This window comes from Thermococcus piezophilus (assembly GCF_001647085.1).
GTDB lineage: Archaea > Methanobacteriota_B > Thermococci > Thermococcales > Thermococcaceae > Thermococcus > Thermococcus piezophilus.
The window spans coordinates 635,485-660,285 of the sequence record NZ_CP015520.1; the positions used below are offsets into that span (position 1 = coordinate 635,485).

22 protein-coding genes and 2 pseudogenes are annotated in these 24,801 nt (G+C 47.4%); 14 read left to right on the top strand and 10 right to left on the bottom strand.

Going from position 1 to position 24,801, the window contains the following annotated elements; all coding sequences use genetic code 11:
- The first annotated feature begins 105 nt into the window (after positions 1-105).
- Positions 106-1,032 (top strand): tRNA-5-methyluridine(54) 2-sulfurtransferase, encoded by a 927-nt coding sequence (gene ttuA / locus A7C91_RS03480; RefSeq protein ID WP_068667384.1) that lies wholly within the window; start codon positions 106-108, stop codon positions 1,030-1,032.
- A 54-nt stretch (positions 1,033-1,086) separates the two neighbouring features.
- Here the strand turns inward: ttuA and A7C91_RS03485 are convergent.
- A pseudogene (locus A7C91_RS03485) lies at positions 1,087-3,041 on the bottom strand (alpha-amylase/4-alpha-glucanotransferase domain-containing protein).
- A gap of 451 nt (positions 3,042-3,492) precedes the next feature.
- Here A7C91_RS03485 and A7C91_RS11620 point away from each other — a divergent pair.
- Positions 3,493-3,891: a hypothetical protein gene (locus A7C91_RS11620; RefSeq protein ID WP_234394459.1), complete on the top strand. Its 399-nt coding sequence runs from the start codon at positions 3,493-3,495 to the stop codon at positions 3,889-3,891.
- A complete protein-coding gene (locus tag A7C91_RS03490; RefSeq protein ID WP_234394460.1) occupies positions 3,879-5,963 on the top strand; it encodes a CARDB domain-containing protein in 2,085 nt (694 codons plus the stop codon). Before A7C91_RS11620 ends, A7C91_RS03490 begins: the two co-directional genes overlap by 13 nt.
- A gap of 39 nt (positions 5,964-6,002) precedes the next feature.
- Here the strand turns inward: A7C91_RS03490 and A7C91_RS03495 are convergent, their stop codons facing one another.
- Both A7C91_RS03495 and A7C91_RS03500 read right to left on the bottom strand, forming a co-directional pair.
- On the bottom strand, positions 6,003-6,632 hold the full coding sequence (locus tag A7C91_RS03495; RefSeq protein ID WP_068664946.1) for a diacylglycerol/polyprenol kinase family protein: 630 nt from the start codon (positions 6,630-6,632) through the stop codon (positions 6,003-6,005).
- On the bottom strand, positions 6,604-7,302 hold the full coding sequence (locus tag A7C91_RS03500; protein ID WP_068664948.1) for an HAD family hydrolase: 699 nt from the start codon (positions 7,300-7,302) through the stop codon (positions 6,604-6,606). The genes A7C91_RS03495 and A7C91_RS03500 overlap by 29 nt, the downstream gene beginning before the upstream one ends.
- Before the next feature lie 76 nt (positions 7,303-7,378).
- On the opposite strand from A7C91_RS03500, the gene A7C91_RS03505 reads away from it, so the two are divergent.
- The 4 genes from A7C91_RS03505 (at position 7,379) to A7C91_RS03520 (ending at position 11,756) form a co-directional block, all read left to right on the top strand.
- Entirely contained in the window at positions 7,379-7,624 is a 246-nt protein-coding gene (locus A7C91_RS03505) for a TIGR00304 family membrane protein (RefSeq protein WP_068664950.1), read from the top strand.
- A gap of 1 nt (position 7,625) precedes the next feature.
- Positions 7,626-8,801, top strand: a complete 1,176-nt coding sequence (locus tag A7C91_RS03510) for a cation:proton antiporter (RefSeq protein WP_068664952.1) — start codon at positions 7,626-7,628, stop codon at positions 8,799-8,801.
- Positions 8,802-8,838: 37 nt separating this feature from the next.
- A complete protein-coding gene (mfnA, locus tag A7C91_RS03515; protein ID WP_068664954.1) occupies positions 8,839-10,002 on the top strand; it encodes a tyrosine decarboxylase MfnA in 1,164 nt (387 codons plus the stop codon).
- Between the two features lie 173 nt (positions 10,003-10,175).
- On the top strand, positions 10,176-11,756 hold the full coding sequence (locus A7C91_RS03520; RefSeq protein WP_068664956.1) for a hypothetical protein: 1,581 nt from the start codon (positions 10,176-10,178) through the stop codon (positions 11,754-11,756).
- A 33-nt stretch (positions 11,757-11,789) separates the two neighbouring features.
- On the opposite strand, the gene A7C91_RS03525 is transcribed toward A7C91_RS03520, so the two are convergent.
- Positions 11,790-12,650, bottom strand: coding sequence for a cation diffusion facilitator family transporter (locus tag A7C91_RS03525; protein WP_068664958.1), 861 nt, complete (start codon positions 12,648-12,650; stop codon positions 11,790-11,792).
- Positions 12,651-13,041: 391 nt separating this feature from the next.
- Here A7C91_RS03525 and A7C91_RS03530 point away from each other — a divergent pair, with 391 nt between their 5' ends.
- The 6 genes and pseudogenes from A7C91_RS03530 to A7C91_RS03555 all read left to right on the top strand — a co-directional run.
- Positions 13,042-13,269 (top strand): ribbon-helix-helix domain-containing protein, encoded by a 228-nt coding sequence (locus A7C91_RS03530; RefSeq protein WP_012572670.1) that lies wholly within the window; start codon positions 13,042-13,044, stop codon positions 13,267-13,269.
- Positions 13,270-13,294: 25 nt separating this feature from the next.
- Positions 13,295-14,434 carry a sulfate adenylyltransferase gene (gene sat, locus A7C91_RS03535; protein ID WP_068664960.1) on the top strand — a complete coding sequence of 380 codons (1,140 nt, stop codon included), beginning with the start codon at positions 13,295-13,297 and terminating at the stop codon, positions 14,432-14,434.
- 29 nt (positions 14,435-14,463) lie between these two features.
- Positions 14,464-15,399 (top strand): DHH family phosphoesterase, encoded by a 936-nt coding sequence (locus A7C91_RS03540; protein ID WP_068664962.1) that lies wholly within the window; start codon positions 14,464-14,466, stop codon positions 15,397-15,399.
- A 4-nt stretch (positions 15,400-15,403) separates the two neighbouring features.
- Positions 15,404-16,825 (top strand): alkaline phosphatase family protein, encoded by a 1,422-nt coding sequence (locus A7C91_RS03545; RefSeq protein WP_068664964.1) that lies wholly within the window; start codon positions 15,404-15,406, stop codon positions 16,823-16,825.
- A gap of 12 nt (positions 16,826-16,837) precedes the next feature.
- Complete coding sequence (gene cysC / locus A7C91_RS03550; RefSeq protein WP_068664966.1) at positions 16,838-17,380, top strand: adenylyl-sulfate kinase; 543 nt, start codon at positions 16,838-16,840, stop codon at positions 17,378-17,380.
- 21 nt (positions 17,381-17,401) lie between these two features.
- Positions 17,402-17,821, top strand: a pseudogene (locus A7C91_RS03555) (sulfite exporter TauE/SafE family protein); the annotation flags it as partial.
- Between the two features lie 28 nt (positions 17,822-17,849).
- Here the strand turns inward: A7C91_RS03555 and A7C91_RS03560 are convergent.
- From A7C91_RS03560 to A7C91_RS03580, 6 genes are all read right to left on the bottom strand, one after another.
- Positions 17,850-18,698 carry a class I SAM-dependent methyltransferase gene (locus A7C91_RS03560; RefSeq protein WP_068664968.1) on the bottom strand — a complete coding sequence of 283 codons (849 nt, stop codon included), beginning with the start codon at positions 18,696-18,698 and terminating at the stop codon, positions 17,850-17,852.
- Positions 18,695-19,846, bottom strand: a complete 1,152-nt coding sequence (locus tag A7C91_RS03565) for a glycosyltransferase (RefSeq protein WP_068664970.1) — start codon at positions 19,844-19,846, stop codon at positions 18,695-18,697. The genes A7C91_RS03560 and A7C91_RS03565 overlap by 4 nt, the downstream gene beginning before the upstream one ends.
- Positions 19,846-21,678, bottom strand: coding sequence for an asparagine synthase (glutamine-hydrolyzing) (gene asnB / locus A7C91_RS03570; RefSeq protein ID WP_082871977.1), 1,833 nt, complete (start codon positions 21,676-21,678; stop codon positions 19,846-19,848). The genes A7C91_RS03565 and asnB overlap by 1 nt, the downstream gene beginning before the upstream one ends.
- 112 nt (positions 21,679-21,790) lie before the next feature.
- On the bottom strand, positions 21,791-21,955 hold the full coding sequence (locus A7C91_RS10725) for a UDP-N-acetylglucosamine 2-epimerase (RefSeq protein ID WP_324609530.1): 165 nt from the start codon (positions 21,953-21,955) through the stop codon (positions 21,791-21,793).
- A gap of 39 nt (positions 21,956-21,994) precedes the next feature.
- Positions 21,995-23,131: a glycosyltransferase gene (locus A7C91_RS03575; protein ID WP_082871978.1), complete on the bottom strand. Its 1,137-nt coding sequence runs from the start codon at positions 23,129-23,131 to the stop codon at positions 21,995-21,997.
- Positions 23,132-23,136: 5 nt separating this feature from the next.
- Positions 23,137-24,123, bottom strand: a complete 987-nt coding sequence (locus A7C91_RS03580; RefSeq protein ID WP_068664974.1) for a glycosyltransferase — start codon at positions 24,121-24,123, stop codon at positions 23,137-23,139.
- A gap of 59 nt (positions 24,124-24,182) precedes the next feature.
- Between A7C91_RS03580 and A7C91_RS03585 the strand changes: the two genes are divergently transcribed.
- Positions 24,183-24,797 (top strand): acyltransferase, encoded by a 615-nt coding sequence (locus A7C91_RS03585; RefSeq protein WP_068664976.1) that lies wholly within the window; start codon positions 24,183-24,185, stop codon positions 24,795-24,797.
- Positions 24,798-24,801 lie beyond the last annotated feature (4 nt).

Here is a 24,801-nt window from a genome sequence, read left to right on the forward strand (position 1 = left end):
ATGAACTCATCAGGTCGGCACCTGCTGGAAGATATGCCACCACAGTGGTAAAAGTTTTTCCGCCAGCGCTTGCCTTGCAAGGGCTGTGGAGGTGAGAGAATGCCGATGAGATGCAAGTTCTGCGAGAAACCAGCTTTCATTAAGCTTCACTACCCAAAGATGTACCTCTGTCCTGAGCACTTCACCGAGTACTTCGAGAGAAAGATTAAGCGCACAATAGAGAGATACAAGCTGCTGAAGCCCGACGAGAGAGTTCTAGTCGTTGTGAGCGGGGGAAAGGATTCAGCCGTTACCGCTTACGTGCTGAAAAAACTTGGCTACGATATAGAGTGCCTCCACATAAACCTCGGCATAGGGGAGTACTCGGAGAAGAGCGAAGAACATGCACAGAAGCAGTGCGAGGCTTTGGGAGTTCCTCTCCACATAGTCCGCGTTAAGGAGCTCCTGGGTCACGGAATTGGCGAAGTAAGGACGAGAAGACCCACATGCTCCTACTGCGGCTTAACGAAGCGCTACATCTTCAACAAGTTCGCCTACGACAACGGCTTCGATGCAGTCGCCACCGGGCACAACCTCGACGACGAGGCGAGCTTCATATTCTCCAACATGATGCACTGGAATACGCAGTATCTGGCCAAACAGGGACCGCTAACCCCCGGTGAGGGCAAATTCGTGAAGAAAATTAAGCCCCTTTACGAGCTCACCGAGAGAGAAGTTGTTGCCTATGCACTTGCCAACGGCATAGAGTACCACAGCGAGGAGTGCCCGCACGCTCACGGAGCCACAACACTTGAGTTCAAGGAAGTCCTCAACGATATGGAGGAGAAGAGACCGGGAACCAAGATAAACTTCGTGAAGGGCTACCTGAGGAAGAAGCACATCTTCGAGGCCGAGCTTGAAGAGGTAGAGCTGAGAGAGTGCAAGATCTGCGGCATGCCGTCGAGCGGTGAGGTGTGTTCATTCTGCCGCTTCTGGCGCCTTGAGGAGCCGCTGGATTTCAGAGTAAAAAAGATTAACGGAAAGGGCCGATGAGGTGAGCCTTTCGGGCCCTGAGGGATGATGAGGGCCCCCCTAGCTTAGGCCCCCTCACAACTCCTCAAAGCGGAGCCTGAACTTCAGCTCTCCATCACCTGGGAAGAGCACAGTATAGCTGACGCCCTGCTGGATGAAGTCCCAGCCGGCCTCGCTCTGGGAAAGGGTCTTTATCGGGAACTTCCAGACTTTAGTTTTTCTGTCTAGCTTTATTTCCACCTTTCCGATGCCGTATGGGTCGTTCAATTCTATCTTCCTGGCATCGAATTCATCCGGCTCCTCCATGACACTGTGGACGGCCAAGTTCAGCTCGACGCCAAACAGCGCTCTGGCCTCGCTCTTCACGGAGTAATCGGCAACAAAGCCGTCCTCGGCCAGCTTTGCCGTTTTCTCGACCCTCATGGGGCTCCCGGCAACGTTTCCGTCGCGCCAGAGCTTTACTGCGCCATCCATAAGCTCGAACTCATAGAAATTATCAATGAAGTCTCCAAGCTCAGTGTAGCGCACAAGCCTGTAGTCATCGAGGCTCGTTTCAGCGGAGAGGAAGTGGTCCTGCAGGATAGCCCTTAAGTGACTGCCGTAGGCAAGCTCGCGCTTTATCTCATCAGGTATCTTCTTTCTGACCTCGTGTATGCTAGCAACTCCTTCGTCACCCCCTTCCTCCAGCGTAGCTGCCTCTGGAACCTCATGGTAGTGCTCCCATCTCCTCGCCAAAACGTCGTTGTAGTTCACCGCTTTTTTCTTGGAGCTGAGCTCAAAGAGTGCCCCACCGTAGAAGGGCTTGAAGACGGCGAAGAAGTTCTCACTCTCAATGAAGACCTCCTCACTGCCATCGAAATCTATATCCTTCACGAGGTTTCCAGTGGAAACGTAGCTCTGGGCCCTTATTATGCTCTCCCAGACTGTCCTCCTCAGGGAGGAAGGTAAACACCGCCAAAGATGCCGTGCCAGTAGGCATCGTTGCACTGAGCTTTGAAGATAAACTTCCTCGCCTCCGGATTGTCCCTAACGAGCTTACTCACTATGAGCCTCCTCTTGTGCATGTAGTTGCTCTCCGGGTACTTGAAGAAGTTCTTCCAGATGCCGCCCCTGACGAAGACGCGGTACTTCTCGAACTGGCCGCGCTCCTTCAGCCCCTCTACAAACTCGACGAAGAGCTTGGCCTGCTTCGCTGGAAGTGACCACTCGCTCATCTCAAAGTATGAAGCGATTGGTATGTATACCAGACCTTTTGGCTTGAAACGCTGGAGATACTCTGAATAGAGCATCAGGTTTATCCTCTCGTCGCTCAAAACCCTGTCGAAGAATTCCCTGAGCCAGCCCTTCTTGTAAACCCACTCGTAGGTTCCAGGCCCGACGCCGAACTTCTCGCCGTCGTCGTGGAAGACCGCAACCTTGCTCTCGTCTCCGTCCTCAAGGCTGTGGAGGTACTCCAGAGTTTTCTCCACCGGCCTGAAGGGGATGAGGTAGCGGAGCTTCTCGTCTATCGGGAAGACTGCTATGACCTCACCACAGTCCTCTGTGTAATACGGCCAAAAGAGTTCCTCCTTTGACAGACCCGCGCTCATGAAGTGGTAGTCGTCAACTATGACGTAATCTATCCCCTCCTCACGGAGGCTCTTAACCAGCTCCGGCTGCCAGACACGCTCGGTGAGCCAGACCCCCTTGGCATCGTAGCCCAGCTTTTTGGCAAAGTCCTTGAGAAGCCTAATCTGCTCTATACGGTCTTCTTTCGGGATGGCAGCAAGGACTGGTTCGTAAAAACCTGCCACGACTATCTCAAGCTGACCCTTCCTCACCAGCGAGCGGAGGAAGTCAATGTACTCCGGCTTGTTCTTATCAAGCCACTCCAGCAAGGGGCCGCTTATGTGGACTGCGACTTTCATTCCTGGATACTCCTCGAGAATTTTCATAAACGGGCGATAGGAGCGATCGTAAGCACTCTCAAACACCCATCCGAAGTTGCCGAGAGGCTGATGGTTGTGTATTCCAAAGATGAAATTGACCATCGATGCACCCCAAAACCATTATCACTACCGGTGATATCGGAAAAGGTATATAAATATTCTATGCACAGGTATCATCAATGGTGAACAGATATCACCCGAGGTGAATCCTATGAGGAAAGGCCTTGGAATTTTGATGAGGGTTTTGCTTTTTTAAGTTTAGTTCCGGCAACTAAAATGGTAAGCGCCAGATACGGGGAGAAGATAATCGACGGAAGCTTTTTTGATTGGACCTCAGCCGATTTGATAGCCACCGAAAGGAAAATGGTATCGCGGGAGGAAACCTCGACCAGCTTTACGTTGCATGAGATGACCAGTACCTCTACATAGCCATAAAAACCAACAACACCGCCAACTGGGGACTTAGCTATGGAGTCGGTATTGACGTTGACCCAGGAACTGAAAACGGTTATACCGGAACAAGCGACGCTTGGGGCAAAAACATAGGTTTTAGATGCGTTATGCCATAGACTACGAGCTTTATGGATGGTGGAACGACGGGGCTGGAAGGCTGGAGTTCAACTTTGGAGCAAATGAGGGCATGCAGCTAATAAAATACGAAAACGGTGCATGGTTATATGACTGGCAGAATAGCTTCCCAGGGTATTTAATTAACTACACTGGTGATACCTCAGTTAGTCTTCAGACCATTGAAATTAGAATACCATGGGATGCCCTCGGAGGCAAGAAGGGGAACTTCGCAGTTATAACCTGGATAACTGGTGGAAGTGGAAGTGCAGTTTCCTCCGTACCGTGGATTCAGCACTCGAGGACAACACAGACGAATGGAACGACGCCGATACGTTCACAAGCCTTGCCTCCCTTGAGATGTTTATCCCCATGCCAGAACTAACTGTTGCCCCCCACGGCCCGAGTGTTGTGGGCCTCAACAGGCTCGCTGAGTACAAAGTCACCGTCGAGAACAAAGGCTCCGTCTCCGCGAGCAATGTTACAATCAAAGTCTACATCAACGGAAACCTCTACGCCAACTGGACGACCGACCTAGGAGCAGGAGAGGAGAATTGGTTCCTCTTCAACTGGATGCCCAACGCTACCGGAACCTATATCATAAGGGCCGTCGTTGACGAGGAGAACGCCATAGCCGAGGCAAACGAGGACAACAACGAGTTCACCATGAGCGTTGACGTTGTATGGGTCGGCAACATCGACGTTGACGGAAACCCCGATGACTGGCTGACAGTTACCTTTGAGTCCAACTCCTACACCGTCCAGAACGGCTTCTTCATCTGGAAAGACACCCTTGACGATCAGAGGCATGACAAGGATCCATATCTGCCAGGCGGCAAATCCTCCCACGCAGACCTCACCGAAGTCGGCGTAACCAAAGACGACAGGTACGTTTACTTCCTCTTCACGTTCGCGGACATGAGCAACATAAAGATAGGAGACAACGGCGCGACTTTCATAGCGGTCCCGATAGACTACAAGGACGGCGATGCATACCTGTTTGCCGGTAAAATGGACACCGACACTGTTATAGCATGGGACATTCAGATGGCGATAAACCTTGGCGGAAGCCAGTATGTTGGCCAAGAGCAGGCCGTGACTTCAGCAGGCAACAGCGTTACTTCGCTACTCTACTTCGTTGACCCTGAAGGAAACGTTATCTCCGTGGACGGGGCTCTCGTTGGAGTTGACCTCACCCAGAACACCATCGAAGTTAGGGTTCCCCTAAGCGTCTTCGAGGGAGCAAGGAGCTTCAACTTCCAGGTTGCCACCGGCTTCAGCTACGGCCCAGTTGTCTGGAACTTCGGAGACTCGTTCGCCAACGACGGCAACAGCGATATCGTTGACACCATTACCCTCGAGCCAACTACCACCCAGGAGCTGGTGGACAATATCCCGGACTACTTCGTCCGCATAACCATGGATAACATCATCGAGAGCGCTGGCCTTGTTAGTGTCAAGGTGCAGAGGCTCATCCAGTACCAGAACACCTTCGTCATGATCAACAGGTTCTATGGCATAAGGAATTTCGAGAGGGACTACACCCTCTATCAGGAACTTGCCACCGGGCTCAGGAACATGCCCCTCACCGATGAGATGGCTAAGAAGCTTGAGCAGTACGATTCCGAGCTGATGGATCTGCTGAAGCTCTACAACGAGGGCAAGTCCATGATAGACCTGCCGAACTACGCTTTCAGCGCCTCGCTCAAGATATACCTCTCCTACACGGGCCTCAAGAAAATGGTAAGAGACCTCGAGGCCATGATCGAGAGGGCCAAGAGCGGTGAGCTGGAGAAGCAGAAAGAGATGGAAGAGCTCGCCAAGAACCTCACTAAGAAAATAGACGGCAGCCTTGACGACTGGAGCGTTGAGCCAGTTGCGGAGGACACTACCGGCTTCGGCCAGGACGGTGCGAACCTCAAGGCGCTCTACGTGGACTACGACGGCCAGTTTTTCTACATAGCGCTCACCACGGAGAACAAGGCCTCCTGGAGGATTGCCTACGGTATTTCCCTCGACTATAAGGAGGACGGCTACACCACTAGCCAGGACAGCTGGGCCAGGAAGGTCAGCTTCAGCAGGGGCATCAACGCCCAGCTCTACTTCTACTGGAATGGGCCGTTCGACCAAGACAAGGGAACAAATAATATCTCCAGCGCCCAGCTCGTGCTCTGGAACAGAAGCTCCTGGATATACAACGACCTCAAGTGGACGGGCTTCTACGCTTATACTGGCGGAGAGAACGGACGACGGACTCTCGAGATAGCTATTCCGTGGAAGGCCCTTGGAGGAAAGCCCTCTGAGATATACATTGTAGCCTATGTGACAGGTCAGGGGACTGGGGACTCAGCAGTTGACAGCCTCCCAGAAGACCCGAGCATTCACGACAGAGCACCTGGAGAGGAGTGGACCGACGCAGATAACTTCACCACCTTCGCGAAGGTTGCGATAGAGTGAACCTTTCCCCTTTTCTGTTCTTCTTTATCTATTGGAGCTTCAAAGGACAAGAGCGTTCGCGAGATAGAGCACCACAGCTATCGCCAGCTGGTTCGAGAAGTTGTCATCGGGCAACAGGTTATAGAACTCAGCAACCATCCCCGCGAGCGAACCAACAACTGCCAGAGGGAGACCAACGAGCGGCCAAAGGATGAACACACCGGAGAGGAAGTAGGCGAGGCTTCCCTCAACGCTCTTACCGTTTTTAAAGCGGTGTCTTCCGAAGGACTTCCCAATTATAGCTGCAAGGGCATCGCCGATGGTGGCCACGGTTATAGCTCCGATGGCTATGTTTTTTGGGAAGAAATAAACCACTATAAATGCGGCCGCCGCGAAGTATATGTGAGCCGCGACGCGGTATCGCTCGTGCTCACGCGTTATCTCGTCTATCTGCCTCTCAAGCTTCTCCACGCGCTCAATGACATCGTCGTAGACATAGAGCCTGAGCCGCTCTTTGATTCTGTCCCTGAGCGCCTCGATTATCCTGAATGGCTCAAGGACGACGAATACGAAAAAGGCTACCCCAATCAAAGTGAGTGTCGCGTCCTTTCCAAAAAGCAGATACGAAACCGGAACCAACACGCCAGTGAGGTGAAGGGACTTACGCTTCAGCTCGCTTTTCATGCTCATCCTTGATCACCCTTAGAGCCTCGATCAGGTCGTTAACAACGTAATCTGCGTGTTTGTGATGTCTTCCCTTGAAGTAGCCTCTCTTTACGAGTATAGTAACTGCACCAATGTCCTCACCGCCCCTCATGTCGGTGTCGTCCCTGTCGCCGACCATGTAGACCTCCTCTTCGCGGGGGAACTTGCTCCTAGCCAAACGGAAGTTGTGGGGATCGAGCTTGCTGTGGCCGGTCTCGCCGCTGATTATGATGGCATCGAAGTAGTCCTTTATGCCGAGGTACTCGAGCTTCTTTCTTTGCCAGTAGCTCGAGGAGTCCGTTATGAGCACTATTTTGGCTCCCATATCCCTGAGCCCCTGAAGAAAGGGGAGGGCATCGGGATAGAGCTTAAGATTCGAAAAGAAGACTCTATCAACGAGGCTCATTATCTCCTCGAACTCTTCGGGGGTTATGCTCGCGTAGACCTTTCCGAGGAGCTTCTCCAGAATTTTATCGAGGTCCATCATGTGAAACTCCCGCGACTGCTCGAGCTCCCTATAGCGGGCGGTGATTATGTAGAAGAAAGACTTGAACTTCCCCCGTTTGAGAAGGAAAGGTATCAAGCGAATGAGCGTGTACTTTCCAGCATCCCAGGTGTTGCAGAGAGTATCGTCGAGGTCAACAAGCACGAGCATGTTAAATGATTGGAGAGCTCCATTTTAATTCTTTGGGTTAAAGCTTTAAAAAGCCAAAAGGAGAAACCCTTGATGTATGGAGAAGGGGACCCTGCTCATAGCTCTTGGAATGGGTATGATATTCCTAGGCTTCTTCCTAGTCTTTATTGGAACCCTGCTGAGCGCAGGTGGAGAGGCCGAGGTTGAGGGCGGCGGAGTTATAATGATAGGCCCGATTCCGATAGTCTTCGGTACTAGTAGGGGGGCAACACTTGTGATGGTTCTCTCAGTAGTCCTGATGGTTCTCTGGATAATAGGCGCTCTGATTGCAAGGAGGGGATGATGTGGACTTTCTGGCGGCCCTTGCCATTCTACTCGTCACAGCAAAGAGCATCGAGTGGCTCGTTGAGAGGGTAGAGATACATCCCATCATAGCCCACGTCCTGACCGGAATAACGCTGGGGCCATTCGTCCTCGGACTCATAGAGCCGACTTCCGAGCTCAGCGTTCTGGCGGAGTTCGGCCTGATAATGATGATGCTTTACATGGGTCTCACCAGCAACTTCTCGGCAATAGCCCAGAACACCAAAAAAGCTGTAATGGTTGCAGTCCTTGGCGTGGCTTTCTCCTTTATCCTTGGTTTCGCTACAGTAGAGTTCTTCGGGAAGAGCACCTCAGCGGCAATTTTTGTTGGGGTAACTCTCGGAAACACTGCTATAGAAGTCACGAGCAGTATCCTCGTCAAAGAGCGCGTTAAACGGGAGATCTCGTCCATCCTCATGGGTGCAGCCTTCGTCGATGACATACTCGCGGTTTACCTCATAGGCATCATCACAGCAATGACTAAGGGTAGCTTGGATGCCCGTTCCCTTGGGATACTGACCATCAAGATATTCCTGTTCATAGCAATAATACTCCTAATCTCCGAACTCGTTTTCAAACGCTCCCACTGGTTCTACTCGATAGTCAAGAACCTCAACGTATTTTTCACATTCACACTCATACTGACGTTCTCTCTGGCGATAATAGCTGAGAAGGTCGGTCTTAACCAAATAATAGGAGCATACCTGGCAGGACTCACGATAAGCAGACTTCGCGAGAGGAAGGACCCCCTTGTCGTTACGAGGATAAAGCTCAATGAGCTGATAGAGGACCTGCAAGTTGTCCTCACGGAGTTTTTCATACCGCTGTTCTTTATCTACGTCGGACTGATGTTCAACCCGCCGTTAGCGAGCATCAGCCTGGCCTTGATAGGAACGCTTTACCTGGCGGCGGTTCTTGGAAAACTCATCGGCTGTGGGCTGGGGAGCAGGCTCTTCGGCCTGAGCTGGAAGGACTCAATCCTCGTTGGCATAGGCATGGGGGGCAGGGGAAGCCTGGATCTGGCGATACTCACCTTCGGCCTCAACACAGGGCTCATCGATCAGACCATTTTTGCGAGCGTCATAGTCGTCTCCATGATGACAGCCTTAACAACACCCTTGTTCTTTAAGACCTACATCAAAAGGGCAAAAGCTTAAATTGAGGAGTGTGGAGTAGTGCCAGGCTGGTGAGACCATGTTCTCGAGGAAAGGCGCGAGCGAGGAAGAAGTTTTAGCAGAGCTGGAGGAGAAAACGGCAGAGGATTTAACCTTTGGTTCTGGGCGGATTCTCGGCTCAATGTGCACGTATCCCCATCCCTTCGCTCAGAAAATTGTCATGAAGTACATCGACAGGAACCTCGGCGACCCGGGCCTTCACGTCGGAAGCCAGAAAATAGAAGAAGAAGCCGTGGAGATGCTCTCTAGTCTCCTGGGGCTCGAGAAGGGCTACGGGAACATCGTCTCTGGAGGAACAGAGGCAAACATCCTGGCCGTGAGGGCCTTCCGCAACCTAGCCGACGTTGAAAAGCCGGAGCTTATCCTCCCAAAGAGCGCCCACTTCTCCTTCCTCAAGGCAAGCGAGATGCTCGGCGTCAAGCTTGTCTGGGCCGAGTTGAAGGATGATTACTCGGTTGATGTTAAGGACGTCGAAGCTAAAATAACCGAGGGCACTATCGGGATAGTCGGGATAGCAGGAACCACCGGACTGGGTGTTGTTGATGACATCCCAGCTTTGAGCGACCTGGCCCTCGATTACGGAATCCCCCTCCACGTTGATGCTGCCTTCGGAGGCTTCGTGATTCCCTTCGCCAAGGCCCTGGGTTATGATCTCCCCGACTTCGACTTCAGGCTTAAAGGTGTGCAGAGCATAACCATAGATCCCCACAAGATGGGAATGGCCCCGATTCCCGCAGGTGGAATAATCTTCAGAAAAAAGAAGTTCCTAGAGGCGATAAGCGTGCCCGCGCCCTATCTGGCCGGGGGAAAGGTGTGGCAGGCGACGATAACAGGGACACGGCCTGGAGCAAATGCTCTGGCAGTGTGGGCCCTGATAAAGCACCTCGGCTTTGAGGGCTACAAGGAGGTAGTGAAGCGCGCAATGGAGCTGAGCAGGTGGTTTGCAAAGCAGATAAAGAAGATACCAGGGGTTTACCTGATAAGGGAACCTATGCTCAACATAGTCTCCTTCGGAACGAAGAACCTCGAAGATGTCGAGAAGGAGCTGAAGAGACGTGGCTGGGGAATCAGCGCCCATCGCGGTTACATAAGAATAGTCATGATGCCCCACGTCAAGAGGGAGCATTTGGAGAAGTTCTTGGGAGATTTGAGGGAGGTAACGGTTCATTCTATCAAGCTATGATTTAGTGTAAACATTAATCTTAGACACAAGGATACAAGAAGACCACAAGAGGATTGACGTTGTAGTGGAAGTACTAAAATCGGAAGTTATTGTTTTCGTATTAGGCACTTCTCTTTTTATAGTATCAAAAAGTTTTTAAGAACGATTCCGAATTGTAATATTGAGAGGGTGTTATGAAAAAAACTATTATAGTACTGATAGTAGTTTTATTCTTGGGAAGCATAGCCTCGGGAGCTGCAGTATATAACATCCCAATAGACTCCAAGGAGTATCTTGGAGCAAAGGTTGAATACAAGCGGAACTTCATACTCAACCCCAGCCTTGAGATTGAGCTTCCGGAGAAGGGATACGGGATAGTTACGGCGTCAATCCTTCTTCCAAATGGTTCTCTGATGGAACTTGGAACTTTCTCAGGACAGGATAAGATAAAAATAAGCTACAGCCAGCTCACTAAAGCAATGAAACTCTGGGGTTCTTACTTGAAAAGTGCCAAGCTCGATTCCAGAGCGGTGTCGGCATCACTTCTGCTCTTGGGAACCCTCCGAGATGAAAACAACAACGTGCAATACTTCATAAAAGCGGTGCCGATTAATGTGGGGGAAGTACTTGACAAGAGGAGCATTCAGGTGAAGCTACCCAGAGGGAGCTCTAAAATTCTCTACACCAAAAATCAGATAGAGGGGAAGCTAAAATCAATAGAACTCCAAAAGATTAAGGGCAACAGTATTTCAGCAACCACAGAAAACTGGCCGCCAAGCTTTGACTATGATCAGTGCTACTGGAAATGTGATCGGTGGACTGGGTCATGCTACCAAGTTTGCCTTGTATGGAAACTAGAGCAGGTCATAGTCTCAAAATCCAACACGATAATACCCCTGGTTGCCCTCCAAGTCACTGGTGACACAAGCAAGATAAACGGGATTACCGTAACTACAATGTATCGGCAGAGGACCACCCAGAGTCTGGAACTGATCTTCTCTGCAGCCGCGGCCGTACAAAAAGGAGGTAGCAGCTCCTCTACAGAAGCGGAGATAATAGGAACTTCTTATAGTATCAACACAGAAGACCTCACGATTCCGGAATCCCACATCACAATTTGGGGCTCGGAGATTTCCAACCCCTCTGTAATAGGGGCGGGCATCAAGGGCACCGTCGTGCTGGCAAAATACAGGCTTTACTGGTGGGACGGTCTCGTTTATCAAAAACTCAACGACGTTGCCTACGTAATCCTTGGGAAGCCCGATGAAGAGGACATGAGCCTACAGAAGTTCGTGGAGCATGGGTGGCCAAGCCAATATGGGGGTATTGGAGAGAGGACAATGTGGTTCATCCACAGCTATTGGGAGCCAACTATCCACGAGAGCCAGCAGGGGGGATTGACAAAACTCGACGTGGATTTCGTGTCGTCCACCAACACGATTCCCCTCTTCTCAGCGTCGGCGGCGGTACTCGGAACCCTTGACTACAACAACATTGAAATTGCACCGTTCATCATGGCGATGGGAGTAGGATTCAACACGGACAGCACACAGTTCTCGTTAATTCATCTTAACTTGCAACTAAAAGAGGAGTACAAAAACCAGTATGTGGACGGAACTTTCTATTCAAGTAAAGTCAAGTTCCCATATAAGGACAACAAGTACAGTCTGGCAGGTATGTACGGAGATGTTTATATCCATAGCAGTGGAAGCCTTCCACCATGCGACCCAAGAACGGGGATATGCCCCACTTCAGACGATTTAACAGGGCAATAATCCACTAATCCTTTTCTCTTTCTTATTTGTCAGCTATTTTGTAACCCCCTTTATGTCCACATGCACGAAGACCCTATCCACCTCGGGAATTTCCTCTATGCGCCTCTTCACATCTTCACTTATGTCGTGGGCTTCCTTTAGTGTCAACTCGGGTGGAACTTCTATGTGCAGCTCGACGTGGAGCCTGCTCCCAACGTAGTGCGCCCTCAAATCGTGAACACCAAGGACATTAGGAACGCTCAGAGCTCTGCGCTTTATCTCTTCGCAGAGCTCGAAGGGAGGCGCCTGACCGGTGAGGTAGCCAATATTCTCAAGGATGATATCAAAGGAAACCTTAACCAGGAAAACCGCAACCACCAGACCAGCCAGGGCATCACCATATTCAAAGCCCAGCTTTTGAGTTCCCAGCCCAATGAAGACTGCGACGCTGCTCAGCGCGTCGCTCCTGTGGTGGTAGGCATCGGCTATTAAAATCTGGCTGTTGAGCTTCTTGCCGACGTGGATGGAATAGCGCGCCATGGCCTCCTTCGCAAGGATTGAAAGAATCGTGATGGCAAGCATAATAGAATTTACCTCCACAATGCTTCCGTAAAGCATTCTAAAAAAAGCCTCCCTACCAATCTCATAGGCAACTATAACAAGGCCTTCACCGATGAGAAACGCCACCAAGGGTTCAAAGCGGGAATGACCAAAAGGGTGATCTTTATCTGGTGGCTTGGAGGCGAGCTTTATGCCGAAGTAGCCAATAACGCTCGTCACAACATCCGAGAGCGAGTGAACGCCGTCCGAGATGATTGCTATGCTCGAGTACCAGAGACCCACGATAATTTTGATAAGCGCTAACAGGACGTTGCCGACGATGCTAACCCAGATGGGCTTATAGACATCCCTCATCATATCACCTATTTTTGTGCATATGCACACAATACTTAAACGTTACCATGCATAGAATTTTCGCCAAACTTTATTAGGTTTTCCAATTTTATTTGAGCCTCCTAATTAAACTGCCATAAAAATAAGGTCAAAGGTCAGTCCGTCACTCCCTCATCACAGCTCGGACAAGGCTGAAATCATCATCCCAGAAAAAGTGGGAGAATGGGCCTTAAAAAGGTATGCTCAGCGATCACCTTTCCTTCCTCACAACTCGGTTCGCCCATCAATCATCATCGCAGCATAACATACGTCCGGAGGGTTTTAAAGATACCCCCTCACCGAAAGCCTTATACGCATTAATGAAATTTAATTAAATGTCATTAAATATCATTAAAGACTGGAGGTGTATCGGATGGCTGACGAAAAGAAGTACACAACCGTTTCCATACCAAAACCCCTCTACGACAAGATTAAGAAGAGGATAGAGGGCACTGGATTCACTTCCGTCTCAGACTACGTTACCTACGTCCTCCGCGAGGTTCTTGCGAGCCTCGAAGAGGAGGAGAAAGAGGAAGTCTTCACCGAAGAGGAAGAGGAAAAGGTCAAGGAGCGCCTCAGGGCCCTTGGCTACCTCGACTGATTCCCCAAATTTTTGAGGTGGTAACATGGTCTCGAAGCCCCATGGAGGCAAGTTAGTTAGAAGGCTCGTCGCAGAGAGAACCCGCGAGAGAATTCTGAGCGAGCAGAAGGAGTATCCCTCCGTTAAGATCGACCACGGAAGGGCGATAGACCTCGAGAACATCGCCCATGGTGTCTATTCTCCCCTGAAAGGCTTTCTCACAAGTGATGATTTCCAAAGTGTACTCAACCACATGCGTCTGAGCGATGATACCCCCTGGACTATTCCGATAGTGATCGACATTGTGGAAAAGACCTTTGATGTGGGAGACGCGGTTCTGCTCTACTACGAGGATATACCCATTGCAAGGATGCACGTTGAGGAGATATATACCTATGATAAGAAAGAGTTCGCCCAGAAAGTCTTCAAAACCACTGATCCAAATCATCCGGGCGTTGCCAAGGTTTATTCCCTAGGTAAATACCTAGTCGGCGGCGAGATTGAGCTCCTCAATGAAGTTCCAAATCCCTTCGCCAAATACACCCTCAGACCCGTCGAGACGAGGATCCTCTTCAAGGAGCGCGGCTGGAGGACCATCGTTGCCTTCCAGACGAGGAACGCCCCCCACGTCGGGCACGAGTACGTCCAGAAGGCGGCGCTAACCTTTGTAGACGGCATCTTCATCAACCCCGTCCTCGGTAAAAAGAAGAAGGGCGATTATAAAGATGATGTCATAATCAAGGCCTACGAGACGCTATTTGAGCACTACTACCCAAAGAACGCCGCGACCTTAGCGACCGTCCGCTATGAAATGAGGTATGCTGGCCCGAGGGAAGCCATCCACCACGCCATCATGAGGAAGAACTTTGGAGCAACGCACTTCATCGTGGGAAGAGACCACGCTGGAGTCAGCGACTACTACGGGCCCTACGAGGCCTGGGATATGTTCGAGAACTTCCCTGACCTCGGCATAACACCGATGTTCATCAGAGAGGCCTTCTACTGCAGGAAGTGCGGCGGCATGGTCAACGCCAAGATATGCCCTCATCCAAAGGAGTTCCACGTCCACATAAGCGGCACCAAGCTCAGGAAGATGATAATGGCCGGCGAGCAGCCGCCGGAATACATGATGAGGCCCGAGGTTTACAAAGTCATAAGGAGCTTTGAGAAGCCCTTCGTGGAGTGAGCCCCTTTTATTTTTGCGGGGTGAGTTAGGTGCATCTAATAGTTCATCACTGGGACACGGACGGAATAACTTCAGCGGCTTTGCTCGTCAGAGCACTCTGTTTAGAAGACTTCACAAATATGACAGCACAAATAGGCGAGTTCCGCTTCGATGAGAGGATCCGGAAAGCAATAGAAGGGGCTGAAAAGCTCTACGTGATGGACTTCAACGTTCCGGGTGAGGTGGAGAATGTAGATATCGAAACACTCTTCATAGACCATCACACGCAGCCGAGGATAAGGAACCCAAAGGTCAAACAGATTAACCCCTCACTCGACGGTGAATATTATCCATCGGCCTCGCTGGTAGTTTCCGAGTACTTCGGCCTCTGGAACGCCTGGAGCGCCCTTGGCGTAGTCGGCGACATCGGGGAGAGGGCTTTTGAGGTTCCTCGCGTTAATGAGCTCCTCGATAGGGAAGGCCTATCAAGGGAGGAGGCTTTAAGGCTCGTCGAGCTGATGGACTCGAACTACATAGCCGTGGACAGAGAAGCCGTTGAAGATGCCGTTGCAGTTCTGCTCAGTCAAGAAACTAAAGAGCTCCTTGAATATGAGCCGTGGGTGAAGCGAGCAGATGAGATAAGACGCATAATAGAGGAAGCCCTCTCAAGCGTGGCTGAGAGGAATGGCTTCGCGATAGTCGAGTTCGAGAGTCCGTTCAACATAATCTCCAAGGTTGCAAGGAGGCTCGTCTGGGAAATGGGCTTTAGAGGTGCCGTCGTTGTCAATAAAAACTTCCACGGAAAGGCTCAGCTCTACTTCAGGGTCTCGAAGGAGGAAGCCGAAAGGATAAACATGGCAGAGGTCATTGAGAGGCTCCGCATCCTCGGAACAAACACAGGCGGCAAGAGGGAAGTTTTGGGATGCGTCTGTAATAGGAAGAAGGTTGAGGAGGCATTCAAGATTGTTGAGAAATACCTGGGGTGATGTTATGAGCTTTGATGAGAAGGTTAAGAGAGGGTTGGAGAACGTTAAGAAGGTCTTTGTCATTGGCCTCGACTCCGCTCCACCCGAGCTTTTGTTCAGTCGCTTTTTGGATGACCAGCCAAACATAAAGTGGCTCGTAGAGCGCTCCATTTATGGTCCAATGCAGAGCACCATTCCAGCCATTACCATTCCAGCCTGGATGGTGATGGCGACTGGAAAAACGCCAGGAGAGCTGGGTCTGTACGGCTTCAGGCACAGGAAGAAGGGCACCTACAATGACATCTGGATTGCTCACAGCCTTATGGTAAAAGAGAAGGCTGTGTGGCATCACATAGCCGAGAAGGGCAAGAAGTCGGTTCTCGTTGGAATTCCACCGAGCTACCCGCCAAAGCCGATAAACGGCTGGCTCGTGTCGTGTTTCATAACCCCCGACGCGAGCGTAGACTACACCTATCCAAAGGAGCTCAAGGGCGAGATTGAGAGTCTCGTCGGTGAATACATCTTCGACGTTGTCTTCAGAAAGGAGAACCGCGACGAAGTCAAAGAGCAACTCTGGGAGATGACAGAGAAGAGGTTCGAAGTGATAAGGTACCTAATCGAGGAGAAGAATTGGGACTACTTCCAGTTCGTGGAGATAGGCCTCGACAGGGTTCACCATGCATTCTGGAAGTACTTCGACGAGAATCACCACCTTTATCCTGGCGACGACAACCCCTACCGGAACGTCATCCCCGATTACTATAAGCTCCTAGATAAAGAGATAGGCAAGACCCTGAAGCTCCTCGACCTCGACGAGACGGCTGTGCTCATAGTTTCAGACCACGGAATAAAGGCCATGAAGGGAGCTTTCGCCATAAACCAGTGGCTCATCGAGGAGGGCCTTCTCAAGATCAAGAACCCTGAGATACTGAAAGAAGGCAGACAGGTTAGATTCAACGAGCTCAAGGTTGACTGGAGCAAAACTACGGCCTGGGCCTGGGGCGGCTACTACTCGAGGATCTTTCTCAACGTGAAGGGAAGGGAGCCCCAGGGAATAATCCCGCCCGAAAAGTTCCACCAGGTTAGAGACGATGTCGCGGAGCTTATAAAGAACATACGCGGCCCGAACGGCGAGAAGTGGAACACCAAGGTGTTCTATCCAGAGGACATCTATCCCACCGCCAAGGGAGACAAGCCGGACATGATGGTTTATCTGGATGACTTGAACTGGAGAGCAGCGGGAACCCTTGGATACAAGACACCATACCTCCTCGAGAACGACTTGGGCCCAGACGATGCAGTTCACGCAGAATACGGCGTGTTCTCGCTGTATCTCCCAGGCATGGACGAGTCGAAACAGACCCAGCTCACAATCTACGACTTTGCCCCAACCGTGCTCAGGCTCTTCGGGATGATAAAGTTGCTCAACGGAAAGAGCATCGTTTGACGGGTGGTGAGCATGGAGCAGAGAAACCTTGAGAAGGGCTTTACGGTGTGGCTTACAGGGCCGAGCGGTGCCGGAAAGACTACTCTAGCTGTCAAACTTGCCAAGAAACTCAGAGAAATGGGCTACCGCGTGGAGATACTCGACGGCGATACGATAAGGAAGACGCTCTATCCTGAGCTCGGCTTTTCTAAGGAAGCGAGGGAAATGCATAACAGAATCGTCATCCATATGGCCAAACTCCTCAGCAAGAACGGGGTTATAGCCATAGTCTCGCTGATTTCCCCCTACAGGGCAGTCAGGGAGTACGCTAGGAAAGAAATAGGGGACTTCATCGAGGTCTACGTCTACGCCCCCCTCGAAGTGAGGATTCAGCGCGACCCGAAGGGGCTCTACAAGAAGGCCATGCGCGGAGAGATAAAGGGCCTCACCGGCTACGATGGCGTTTACGAAGAGCCAGAAAATCCGGAGGTTAAAGTGGACAGCTCGAAGATGACGCCTGAGGAAGAAGCTGAACTCGTCATTCAGAAAGCCAAGGAGCTTGGGTACCTACCGTAACGATAACGGAGGAGGTGGTCAATGGAAGAAGCATTGGTTTTTATCAGTCTTGGCTTCTTCGTGGGGTTCCTCGTCGGTCTTACCGGTGTGGGTGGAGGAGCCCTAATGACCCCCTCCCTTATCTTCCTCGGCGTCGAGCCACTGATAGCGGTCGGAACCGATCTGCTCTACGCCACTATAACGAGGGTTTTTGGGGTGTTCTTCCACCGCAGGAAGGGTAGAATACGCTATGACCTCGCCCTCAGGCTCTTTGCAGGCAGCCTGCCGGCGATAGTCCTCGGTGGACTGATCCTAAGGGAAATAAACAGGGAGGTACTCAACGACTACCTGACCCTCCTCCTCGGGCTCATTCTGGTGCTCAGTGCAGCCCTTGGCCTCCTGAAGGGGGAGTTCCATGTCCCAATAAAACCGCGGATGGCCTACGTGTACCTCCTCGGCTTCGAGCCAGATGATGAGCTTACTATCTTCATTATTTCTTTTTAGCAATTACAAATATTAAAGACGAATTTTCAGGCTTTTGATTTAGCTTATATGTGTCTAATTTTTTCAACAAATAACTGCTGTAATTAGTTTGTTTTAGTATTGAGAGGTAAAACTCACTGGGCTCAAATATTGTGCGTAATAATTTTCTTAAAAATTTCTTATATCTGGGCATCGACACTTTCTTGTTCTTCTGTCTCGCAACAAGACCAAGGTTCCAAAATAGAGAAATCATCAATTTGGGATGTAAATCGGAACCATACACCTCAAGAATATTAAAATACTCTCTGAGAGCATCAAGAAATTTATCTAATGTAACCTCGTTAATATGGTCTTTAGTGAAGGCAAATACATCGTACACAACCTGATTTGGTGTGGATATAAAAAGAAATCCTGAATCCTTAAGAAGGAGGTTGAGATTTTTAAGCAGCATTCTGGACTTATTTGGGAGTATATGTTCAAAAACTTCAAAACATGTTATTGCGTCAAATTTCCCGTATTTTTTGATAAATTGCAAAACTTGTTTCGTGTCTACCATATCCACAACCTCAAAGCTTGTATTTTCTGATTTTAAGACATCCGTAGCCACAGAAACTGCTGTTTTACTGATATCTACACCAGTGAGGATACAGCTCGGACATAATTTAGACATGGTGTAGACACCATATCCATAAGAACTTCCAACATCCAATACTCTAACTTTAGTTCTATCTAAAGAAAAAGAGTTGAGATACTCAGCTGCTACTGAGTAAAACACAATACTAGGCAATATATATTCAATAGTCGTATATTTTCCAAATTTCTGTTCTAGTTCTTGGAGCAGAACTTGTAGATTCATCTTGAATCACCATTAATGTTATTGGCTCTAGTGTTTAATAAATCATAGATTTTTAGGAGCTTTTGTTCCTCTAACTCCCAATTATACTTTCTTCCAATTGAATAAGCTCTTTTTCCAAATTTTACTATATACTTCGGATTCTCAATGAGGTACTCTAAAGCCCTTTTTATCTCTTCTTCAGCACATGTAACAACAATTCCAATTTTGTACTCTTCAACAAATCTCCCACTATCTGTGTTCTTTCCAGCGATAGATGCTCTTCCAGTTGTTATTGCTTCAAACAGTTTATTGGGCATACCTATCTGGTATAATGGGGATTTGGGATTAAACACGTAATAAACCACGCTGGAATTTAGGGTTAAAGAAATGACTTGGGACTTTGGGACATACCCGATATACTTTACTCCACATTCCTTAGTCCGCTCAAAGAGTACTTTGTAATCTGCATATTCAGGCCCTGCAATAATCGCAACTACAGGATATTTAATTTTACATAAGGATCTCGCCAGTTCTTTTATACATCTGAAATTATTAAAACCTCCAATATATACAATAACTAGGGGAAAGATTTTAGGACGTTTCCACGAACTCACTGGATGTTTGGCATTCATAATGATTTTAACATCATCTACATATCTGAGAAAGTATTTTTTATAACCTCTACCTACGGTTATAAGAACATCTACACTTTTTAACATGCTTCTTTCTCTCCACAACACTTCTCCTATAAATTCTGGAAATTTGTTGGTGAAAACCATGTAATTCCACACCTCATGGGAATCATAAATTAAAATCCCTTTGATTTTCTGTTTCAGTTTAACACCTATTAGGAGATCGGGGCAGTCATGGACATGGATAATTTTAAATTTCCAGTTTTTGTATATATCAAGCGCCTTTTTATATGCCAATGTCTGCCATATTGGTAACTTCAGTATTTCAAAAGGCAGAATTTTATCCAAAAGATAGGGTATTCTAATTCGAATTACCTCAACCCCATTGATAATATCATGAGAGGAATACTGCCTTTTCCTATCCCATGCTATGACCCTAACTTTGTAACCATGCCTGACTAAACTCTCGGCTTCGGCGGTAACTCTGGGATCATTGATATATCCATTGTTAAGTATCATAAGTACTCTTCGTTCCATCAAACCACCCCCTGAGCCAAAGTTCTAAAGATTATAACTTTCCACAGTTCTTGAGAATGATCTTCCTTTCCCCTATAATGTTCCTCCAGCATTTTCTTTATTACATCGGCTTTCCAATATTTTCGCTTTTTAAATCTATCAGATTCAATTATAGATTTGGCAAATCTATAACCCCGTTCTGTTCGGAGTAAGCCCTTGTCAGGAGTAGCAAATCCTATCTTACTGATCCTATTTCTTATATCTTCCGGTAGTATATCTTTTAAGGCCTCTCTGAGGACTCTCTTAGTAATTCCTTTTTTTAGTATTTCCTGAGACGGAAGGGAAAGAACGTATTCAACTAACTCATAATCGCAGAAGGGGACTCTACTCTCTATACTCCATCTCATAGAGTTCTTATCCTCAAATCTTAGAAGGTGGGGAAGGGAATAGTATGTCTCCGCAAGTATTAACGCCTCTCTTAGAGTTTTAATGCTCCACACAAGATCTTTAGAGTTTCTGTGTTTATACCTTTCAACAAAACTCTCAGAAATATATTTAAATCTCCTTTTCCACAGTAGATGTTTAATAAATTTAGGAAAAAGATGGAAAATCATGCTTATAAGGGGACTAGTTGATTTATGAACAGTGTAATATGCAATTATTTCTCTGAATAACTCTCTCCACTGGAGTTTCCTGAATAGTTCTGCAAAATAATAACCAAAGAAATAATGATAACCAGCGAGTATTTCATCACTCCCCTGACCATCAAGGAGAACCTTTATACCTTTTTCATGTGCAAGTTTCATTACCATATATTGTCCATAAATGCTGAGGGTAGGGAAGGGTTCTTCCTGAATGTATATTAGGTCATCAATATCCCTAATGATATCATCTACTGTAAAAGTTGTAGTGAATCTTTTAACCGAGCACTTTTGAACGACACTACTTTGGTATTTGCTCTCATCGAATTTTGATCGAGGAAAAACCAGGGAAAAAGTCATTATTTCAGATTCTGGATTTAAATGTCTCATAGCACATACTATACTCGAACTATCGAGCCCTCCACTGAGGCAAGACCCAACTGGGACATCGGCTATAAGTCTTCGTTTTACAGCCTTAAAGAATATTTCTCTAAACCTCTCTGGAATATTGTCTTTGATAACTTTACTCGTGGAAATTCTCGTCTTCAGGTCGTAATAGCGCCATATCCTCAGGTTCCTCGATTCTAAATCAAATACGCAATTATGACCTGGCATCAACTTTTTTATACCATCAAAAAAAGTATCCTCCGTATGGTCAAGCAGATTGTAGTATAGAAAATCAAAAACAATCGCATCGTTTGGTTTCCTTTCAATGTTGTGGGTCAATATGGCTTTAATTTCAGAGCTGAAGATTATATTCTGACCATTATAATAGTAATATAATGGTTTTATTCCAAACCTGTCCCTGCTTAAGAACAGTATGTTCCTACTTTTATCGTAGATTGCAAAGGCCCACATACCGTTAAATTTTTTAACACAGTCAAAACCCCATTCCAGATAAGCGGCGAGAATAACTTCTGTATCAGTATTTGAATTGAAGGTGTAACCTTTTTTCTTCAGTTCCTTACGAAGCTCCATGAAATTATAGATCTCACCATTGTAAACGATCCACACTTCTTTCCCATCTTTTTCATATCTCATAGGCTGATGGCCTCTTGGTGAGAGATCAATAATGGCGAGCCTAACATGACCAAGGCTAACATTATCATCCACATAAACACCCTCATCATCAGGTCCACGATGACGAATTGAGGCATTCATCTTATTAATAAGAGACTCATCACTCCAAGAAAATCCGTTAATTCCACACATCAATCCACCTCCAGCCTACTTGTTAGCAAAGGTTGAGCCAGCTTTTCAATGAGGAGATTATTACTTCTCGTTGGTTTTAAGCAGCGCCACAATTTCTTCTTTGATTATTTTGCTATCCTTTTTCTTGCCTTTCCGTTGCCGAATTTGTATGAGCATGTTTCTCCGTTTGATTTAATTCTTTAATGGCTTTTAATATTTTTTCTTTGTTGGCTCCGACCAGGACGTTCCAGCCGTCTTCAATCGTCTCAACCCACTCCGTCCTATCTCTTAATGTAATACAGGGAACTTTTAGGAAATTATGTCAACTCTCACCTTTTCACTTCTTTTGCGTATCCCTAACAATTGATTCGTATATTTTTATAAGTTTCCTCTCTTCTCTTTGCCAGTTCCATCTTTTCCGAATGATCTCTGGATTGAACTTAATTTTTTTGATTTTGACTATGTTCTCTCTAAGATTCTCAATTTCTTCTTTGATGGCTATCCCACATCGATATTCTTTTACAAAATCTTCCATCAAGGTTCCAGCAGGTACTATGCAAGGTATACCCAAAACTGCGGATTCAAAAACCTTTATTGCTATTGCCCTGCTTACATTTTCTTGCGGGGGATACAGTGCAAGTATAAGGTCGCAGAGTTTGTAATAGTTTGGTATCAACCTATAACTAATATGGCCGATAAACTCTACGTCGAGCTGGGAGTAGTTATTTTCAACAATCTTTCTTAGTTTTTTTAAATATTTACCATTACCTACAAAAATAACCTTATACAAGTGTGGATCATGTTTGATAGCTTCAAACAGTGAGACAAAATTTGTGAGTGTTCTAATGGATCCAATAAATCCTATTGTAATTTTTTTGGATTTTTTGAGATCTAATTTCTCATAGTTAAGGAATTCTTTAAGACAGGGAACGTTCCAGATTGTCACTATTTTTTCAGAGTGAATACCATTCTCGATATAAAATTCTCTAAGTCCTTGATATCGCTTTCCTAAGGATTGAGTTGCTACCAAGACAATATCAGAATATCCAGCAAACAAAATATCAAAAGTTTTTATAATCCTTCTAAGTGCCTTATTTGAAAAATATGTAAAGTACAGATCATGTACATCGTATATCCATCTCCTTCCTTTTAGAATCTTCATAAAGAGCCCTAAAAGAGCGGTGTCAAAATCATGAGTATGAATCACGTCAAAGTCCTCCTCTAGGAGAATCACTAAAGCCTTAATGTAAAACAGTGGAAGTTTAAGGCCAAAATCTAAAAAGTTCCCATATCTTGATTTTAGTTTGATCCTCTTTATTTTAATTCCTTCAAATAATTCCTCCTTGGAATACTTTCCTTCCCTATCCCACGCTATTATGGTGACTTCATACCCATGTTTAACCAAGCTTCTGGCCTCTTTGTAGACTCTGGGATCGGGCTTGAAAGGATTGCTCACTGTCATCACCACTTTCATTACCCTCACCGAAATGATTTCTTTCCAAGTACCAGCCCAGAAACAAAACCAATTGAGATTAGATTGTGAAAAATGAACATCATGAGCGGCATGATAACAGCATTCCAATTTCTCATTTTAACTCCTAACCTTATAGCTTCCTCCAAGAGAGCTAGCCAATAAAGCATAAAAATCCAAATTAAGGAACGCAAGACAATCATACTTATCTCAAAGCCCAAAAACGCTAGAGGAAACAGCCACATTGGTGAGAAATAACCCTTTTTGATAGCCACAGCTTTAACGGCCCCGTAGTTGAACGTCTGCTTTAAGAAGCCCTTCCATGTAGATCTAGCATAATAGTAGCTCTTGATTTCTGGATTAAAGAACAACTTATATCCCTGCTTGTTTATCCTAAGGTTGAACTCAAAGTCGTTTCCGGTGAGCATATCTTCATCAAACCCCCCAATCTCTTCTACTATCTTTTTATCATACAACGCAAACGCAATGGTTTTAGCAAAGTGGGGCCCCTCCTCATACCAAAATGTACTTGCTCCAGAAAGAGGAGAGGAATAGATTAATGCCACAAGTTTTGCCAAACGATTCTCAAAGAGCTTTATTATCTTCCCTCCAACTCCAGCCAGCTTAGGTTCACTTTTTTTAACTTCCAAGAATGTTTCAACACTCTTTTTCAAAAAATCCCTCTCAGGGTATGCATGTGCACCAAAGATTATAAAAAACTCCCCTCTCGCTTCCCGTATTCCCATGTTAAAAGCAAACACCTGCTTTCGCTTTGGATTAAGTTTATAGTACACAAGTCTAGAATAATGCTCTTCAAAATTCTTCACTATCTTCGCTGTTCTATCCGTGCTCATCCCATCATAGACCAGTATCTCATAGCGATCCTTTGGATAGTTCTGATTAACCCACTCCTCTAGACATTTAGCTATGTATCTCTCTTCATTATATGCTGGGATGATTACAGTGACAAAGGGAAACCTATCGTTTTCAACCATCAAGTCCACCGGGATAACGTTTATATTCAGCCTTGGGAAATCTCTGCCGGGTGTTCCTAATGCCAGAGGAAGTTAAAAAATATTTCGTTCACCCTCTCGCTGTTGTCGAGGAAGGGGTAAAGATCGGAGAAGGAACGAGGATCTGGCACTTCGCCCATATCAGGAAGGGTTCCAAGATAGGAAAGAACTGCAACATAGGAAAGGACGTTTACATCGACGTGGATGTTGAGATAGGCAACAACGTAAAAATCCAGAATGGAGTAAGCGTTTATCACGGCGTCAAGGTTGAAAACGACGTTTTTCTCGGTCCGCACATGACATTCACCAACGATCTCTACCCGAGAGCATTCAATGAGGACTGGGAGGTAGTCCCCACCCTCGTCAAGAAGGGCGCGAGCATAGGGGCCCACGCCACGATAGTCTGCGGTGTCACCATAGGTGAGTACGCGATGGTGGGAGCTGGGGCAGTCGTTACAAAGGACGTTCCACCCTTCGGACTCGTCTACGGGAATCCCGCTCGTTTGAAGGGCTTCGTCTGCTACTGCGGAAGGAAGCTGGGGGAAAAAATCGGCGAGGGGGGGGAGCACGTGATATTCAGATGCTCCCACTGCGGAAGGGAGGTTAAAATCAGGAGGGAGGATTATGAGCTCTATCTCAAAGAAAAAGATCTGTGAGGCG

Coding starts and splice junctions, on each gene's coding strand:
- ttuA (WP_068667384.1), top strand. CDS start 106: ATGAGATGCAAGTTCTGCGAGAAACCAGCTTTCATTAAGCTTCACTAC.
- A7C91_RS11620 (WP_234394459.1), top strand. CDS start 3,493: ATGCGTTATGCCATAGACTACGAGCTTTATGGATGGTGGAACGACGGG.
- A7C91_RS03490 (WP_234394460.1), top strand. CDS start 3,879: ATGCCAGAACTAACTGTTGCCCCCCACGGCCCGAGTGTTGTGGGCCTC.
- A7C91_RS03495 (WP_068664946.1), bottom strand. CDS start 6,632: ATGAGCATGAAAAGCGAGCTGAAGCGTAAGTCCCTTCACCTCACTGGC.
- A7C91_RS03500 (WP_068664948.1), bottom strand. CDS start 7,302: ATGCTCGTGCTTGTTGACCTCGACGATACTCTCTGCAACACCTGGGAT.
- A7C91_RS03505 (WP_068664950.1), top strand. CDS start 7,379: ATGGAGAAGGGGACCCTGCTCATAGCTCTTGGAATGGGTATGATATTC.
- mfnA (WP_068664954.1), top strand. CDS start 8,839: ATGTTCTCGAGGAAAGGCGCGAGCGAGGAAGAAGTTTTAGCAGAGCTG.
- A7C91_RS03520 (WP_068664956.1), top strand. CDS start 10,176: ATGAAAAAAACTATTATAGTACTGATAGTAGTTTTATTCTTGGGAAGC.
- A7C91_RS03525 (WP_068664958.1), bottom strand. CDS start 12,650: ATGAGGGATGTCTATAAGCCCATCTGGGTTAGCATCGTCGGCAACGTC.
- A7C91_RS03530 (WP_012572670.1), top strand. CDS start 13,042: ATGGCTGACGAAAAGAAGTACACAACCGTTTCCATACCAAAACCCCTC.
- sat (WP_068664960.1), top strand. CDS start 13,295: ATGGTCTCGAAGCCCCATGGAGGCAAGTTAGTTAGAAGGCTCGTCGCA.
- A7C91_RS03545 (WP_068664964.1), top strand. CDS start 15,404: ATGAGCTTTGATGAGAAGGTTAAGAGAGGGTTGGAGAACGTTAAGAAG.
- cysC (WP_068664966.1), top strand. CDS start 16,838: ATGGAGCAGAGAAACCTTGAGAAGGGCTTTACGGTGTGGCTTACAGGG.
- A7C91_RS03560 (WP_068664968.1), bottom strand. CDS start 18,698: ATGAATCTACAAGTTCTGCTCCAAGAACTAGAACAGAAATTTGGAAAA.
- A7C91_RS03565 (WP_068664970.1), bottom strand. CDS start 19,846: ATGGAACGAAGAGTACTTATGATACTTAACAATGGATATATCAATGAT.
- asnB (WP_082871977.1), bottom strand. CDS start 21,678: ATGTGTGGAATTAACGGATTTTCTTGGAGTGATGAGTCTCTTATTAAT.
- A7C91_RS03575 (WP_082871978.1), bottom strand. CDS start 23,131: ATGAAAGTGGTGATGACAGTGAGCAATCCTTTCAAGCCCGATCCCAGA.
- A7C91_RS03580 (WP_068664974.1), bottom strand. CDS start 24,123: ATGGTTGAAAACGATAGGTTTCCCTTTGTCACTGTAATCATCCCAGCA.
- A7C91_RS03585 (WP_068664976.1), top strand. CDS start 24,183: ATGCCAGAGGAAGTTAAAAAATATTTCGTTCACCCTCTCGCTGTTGTC.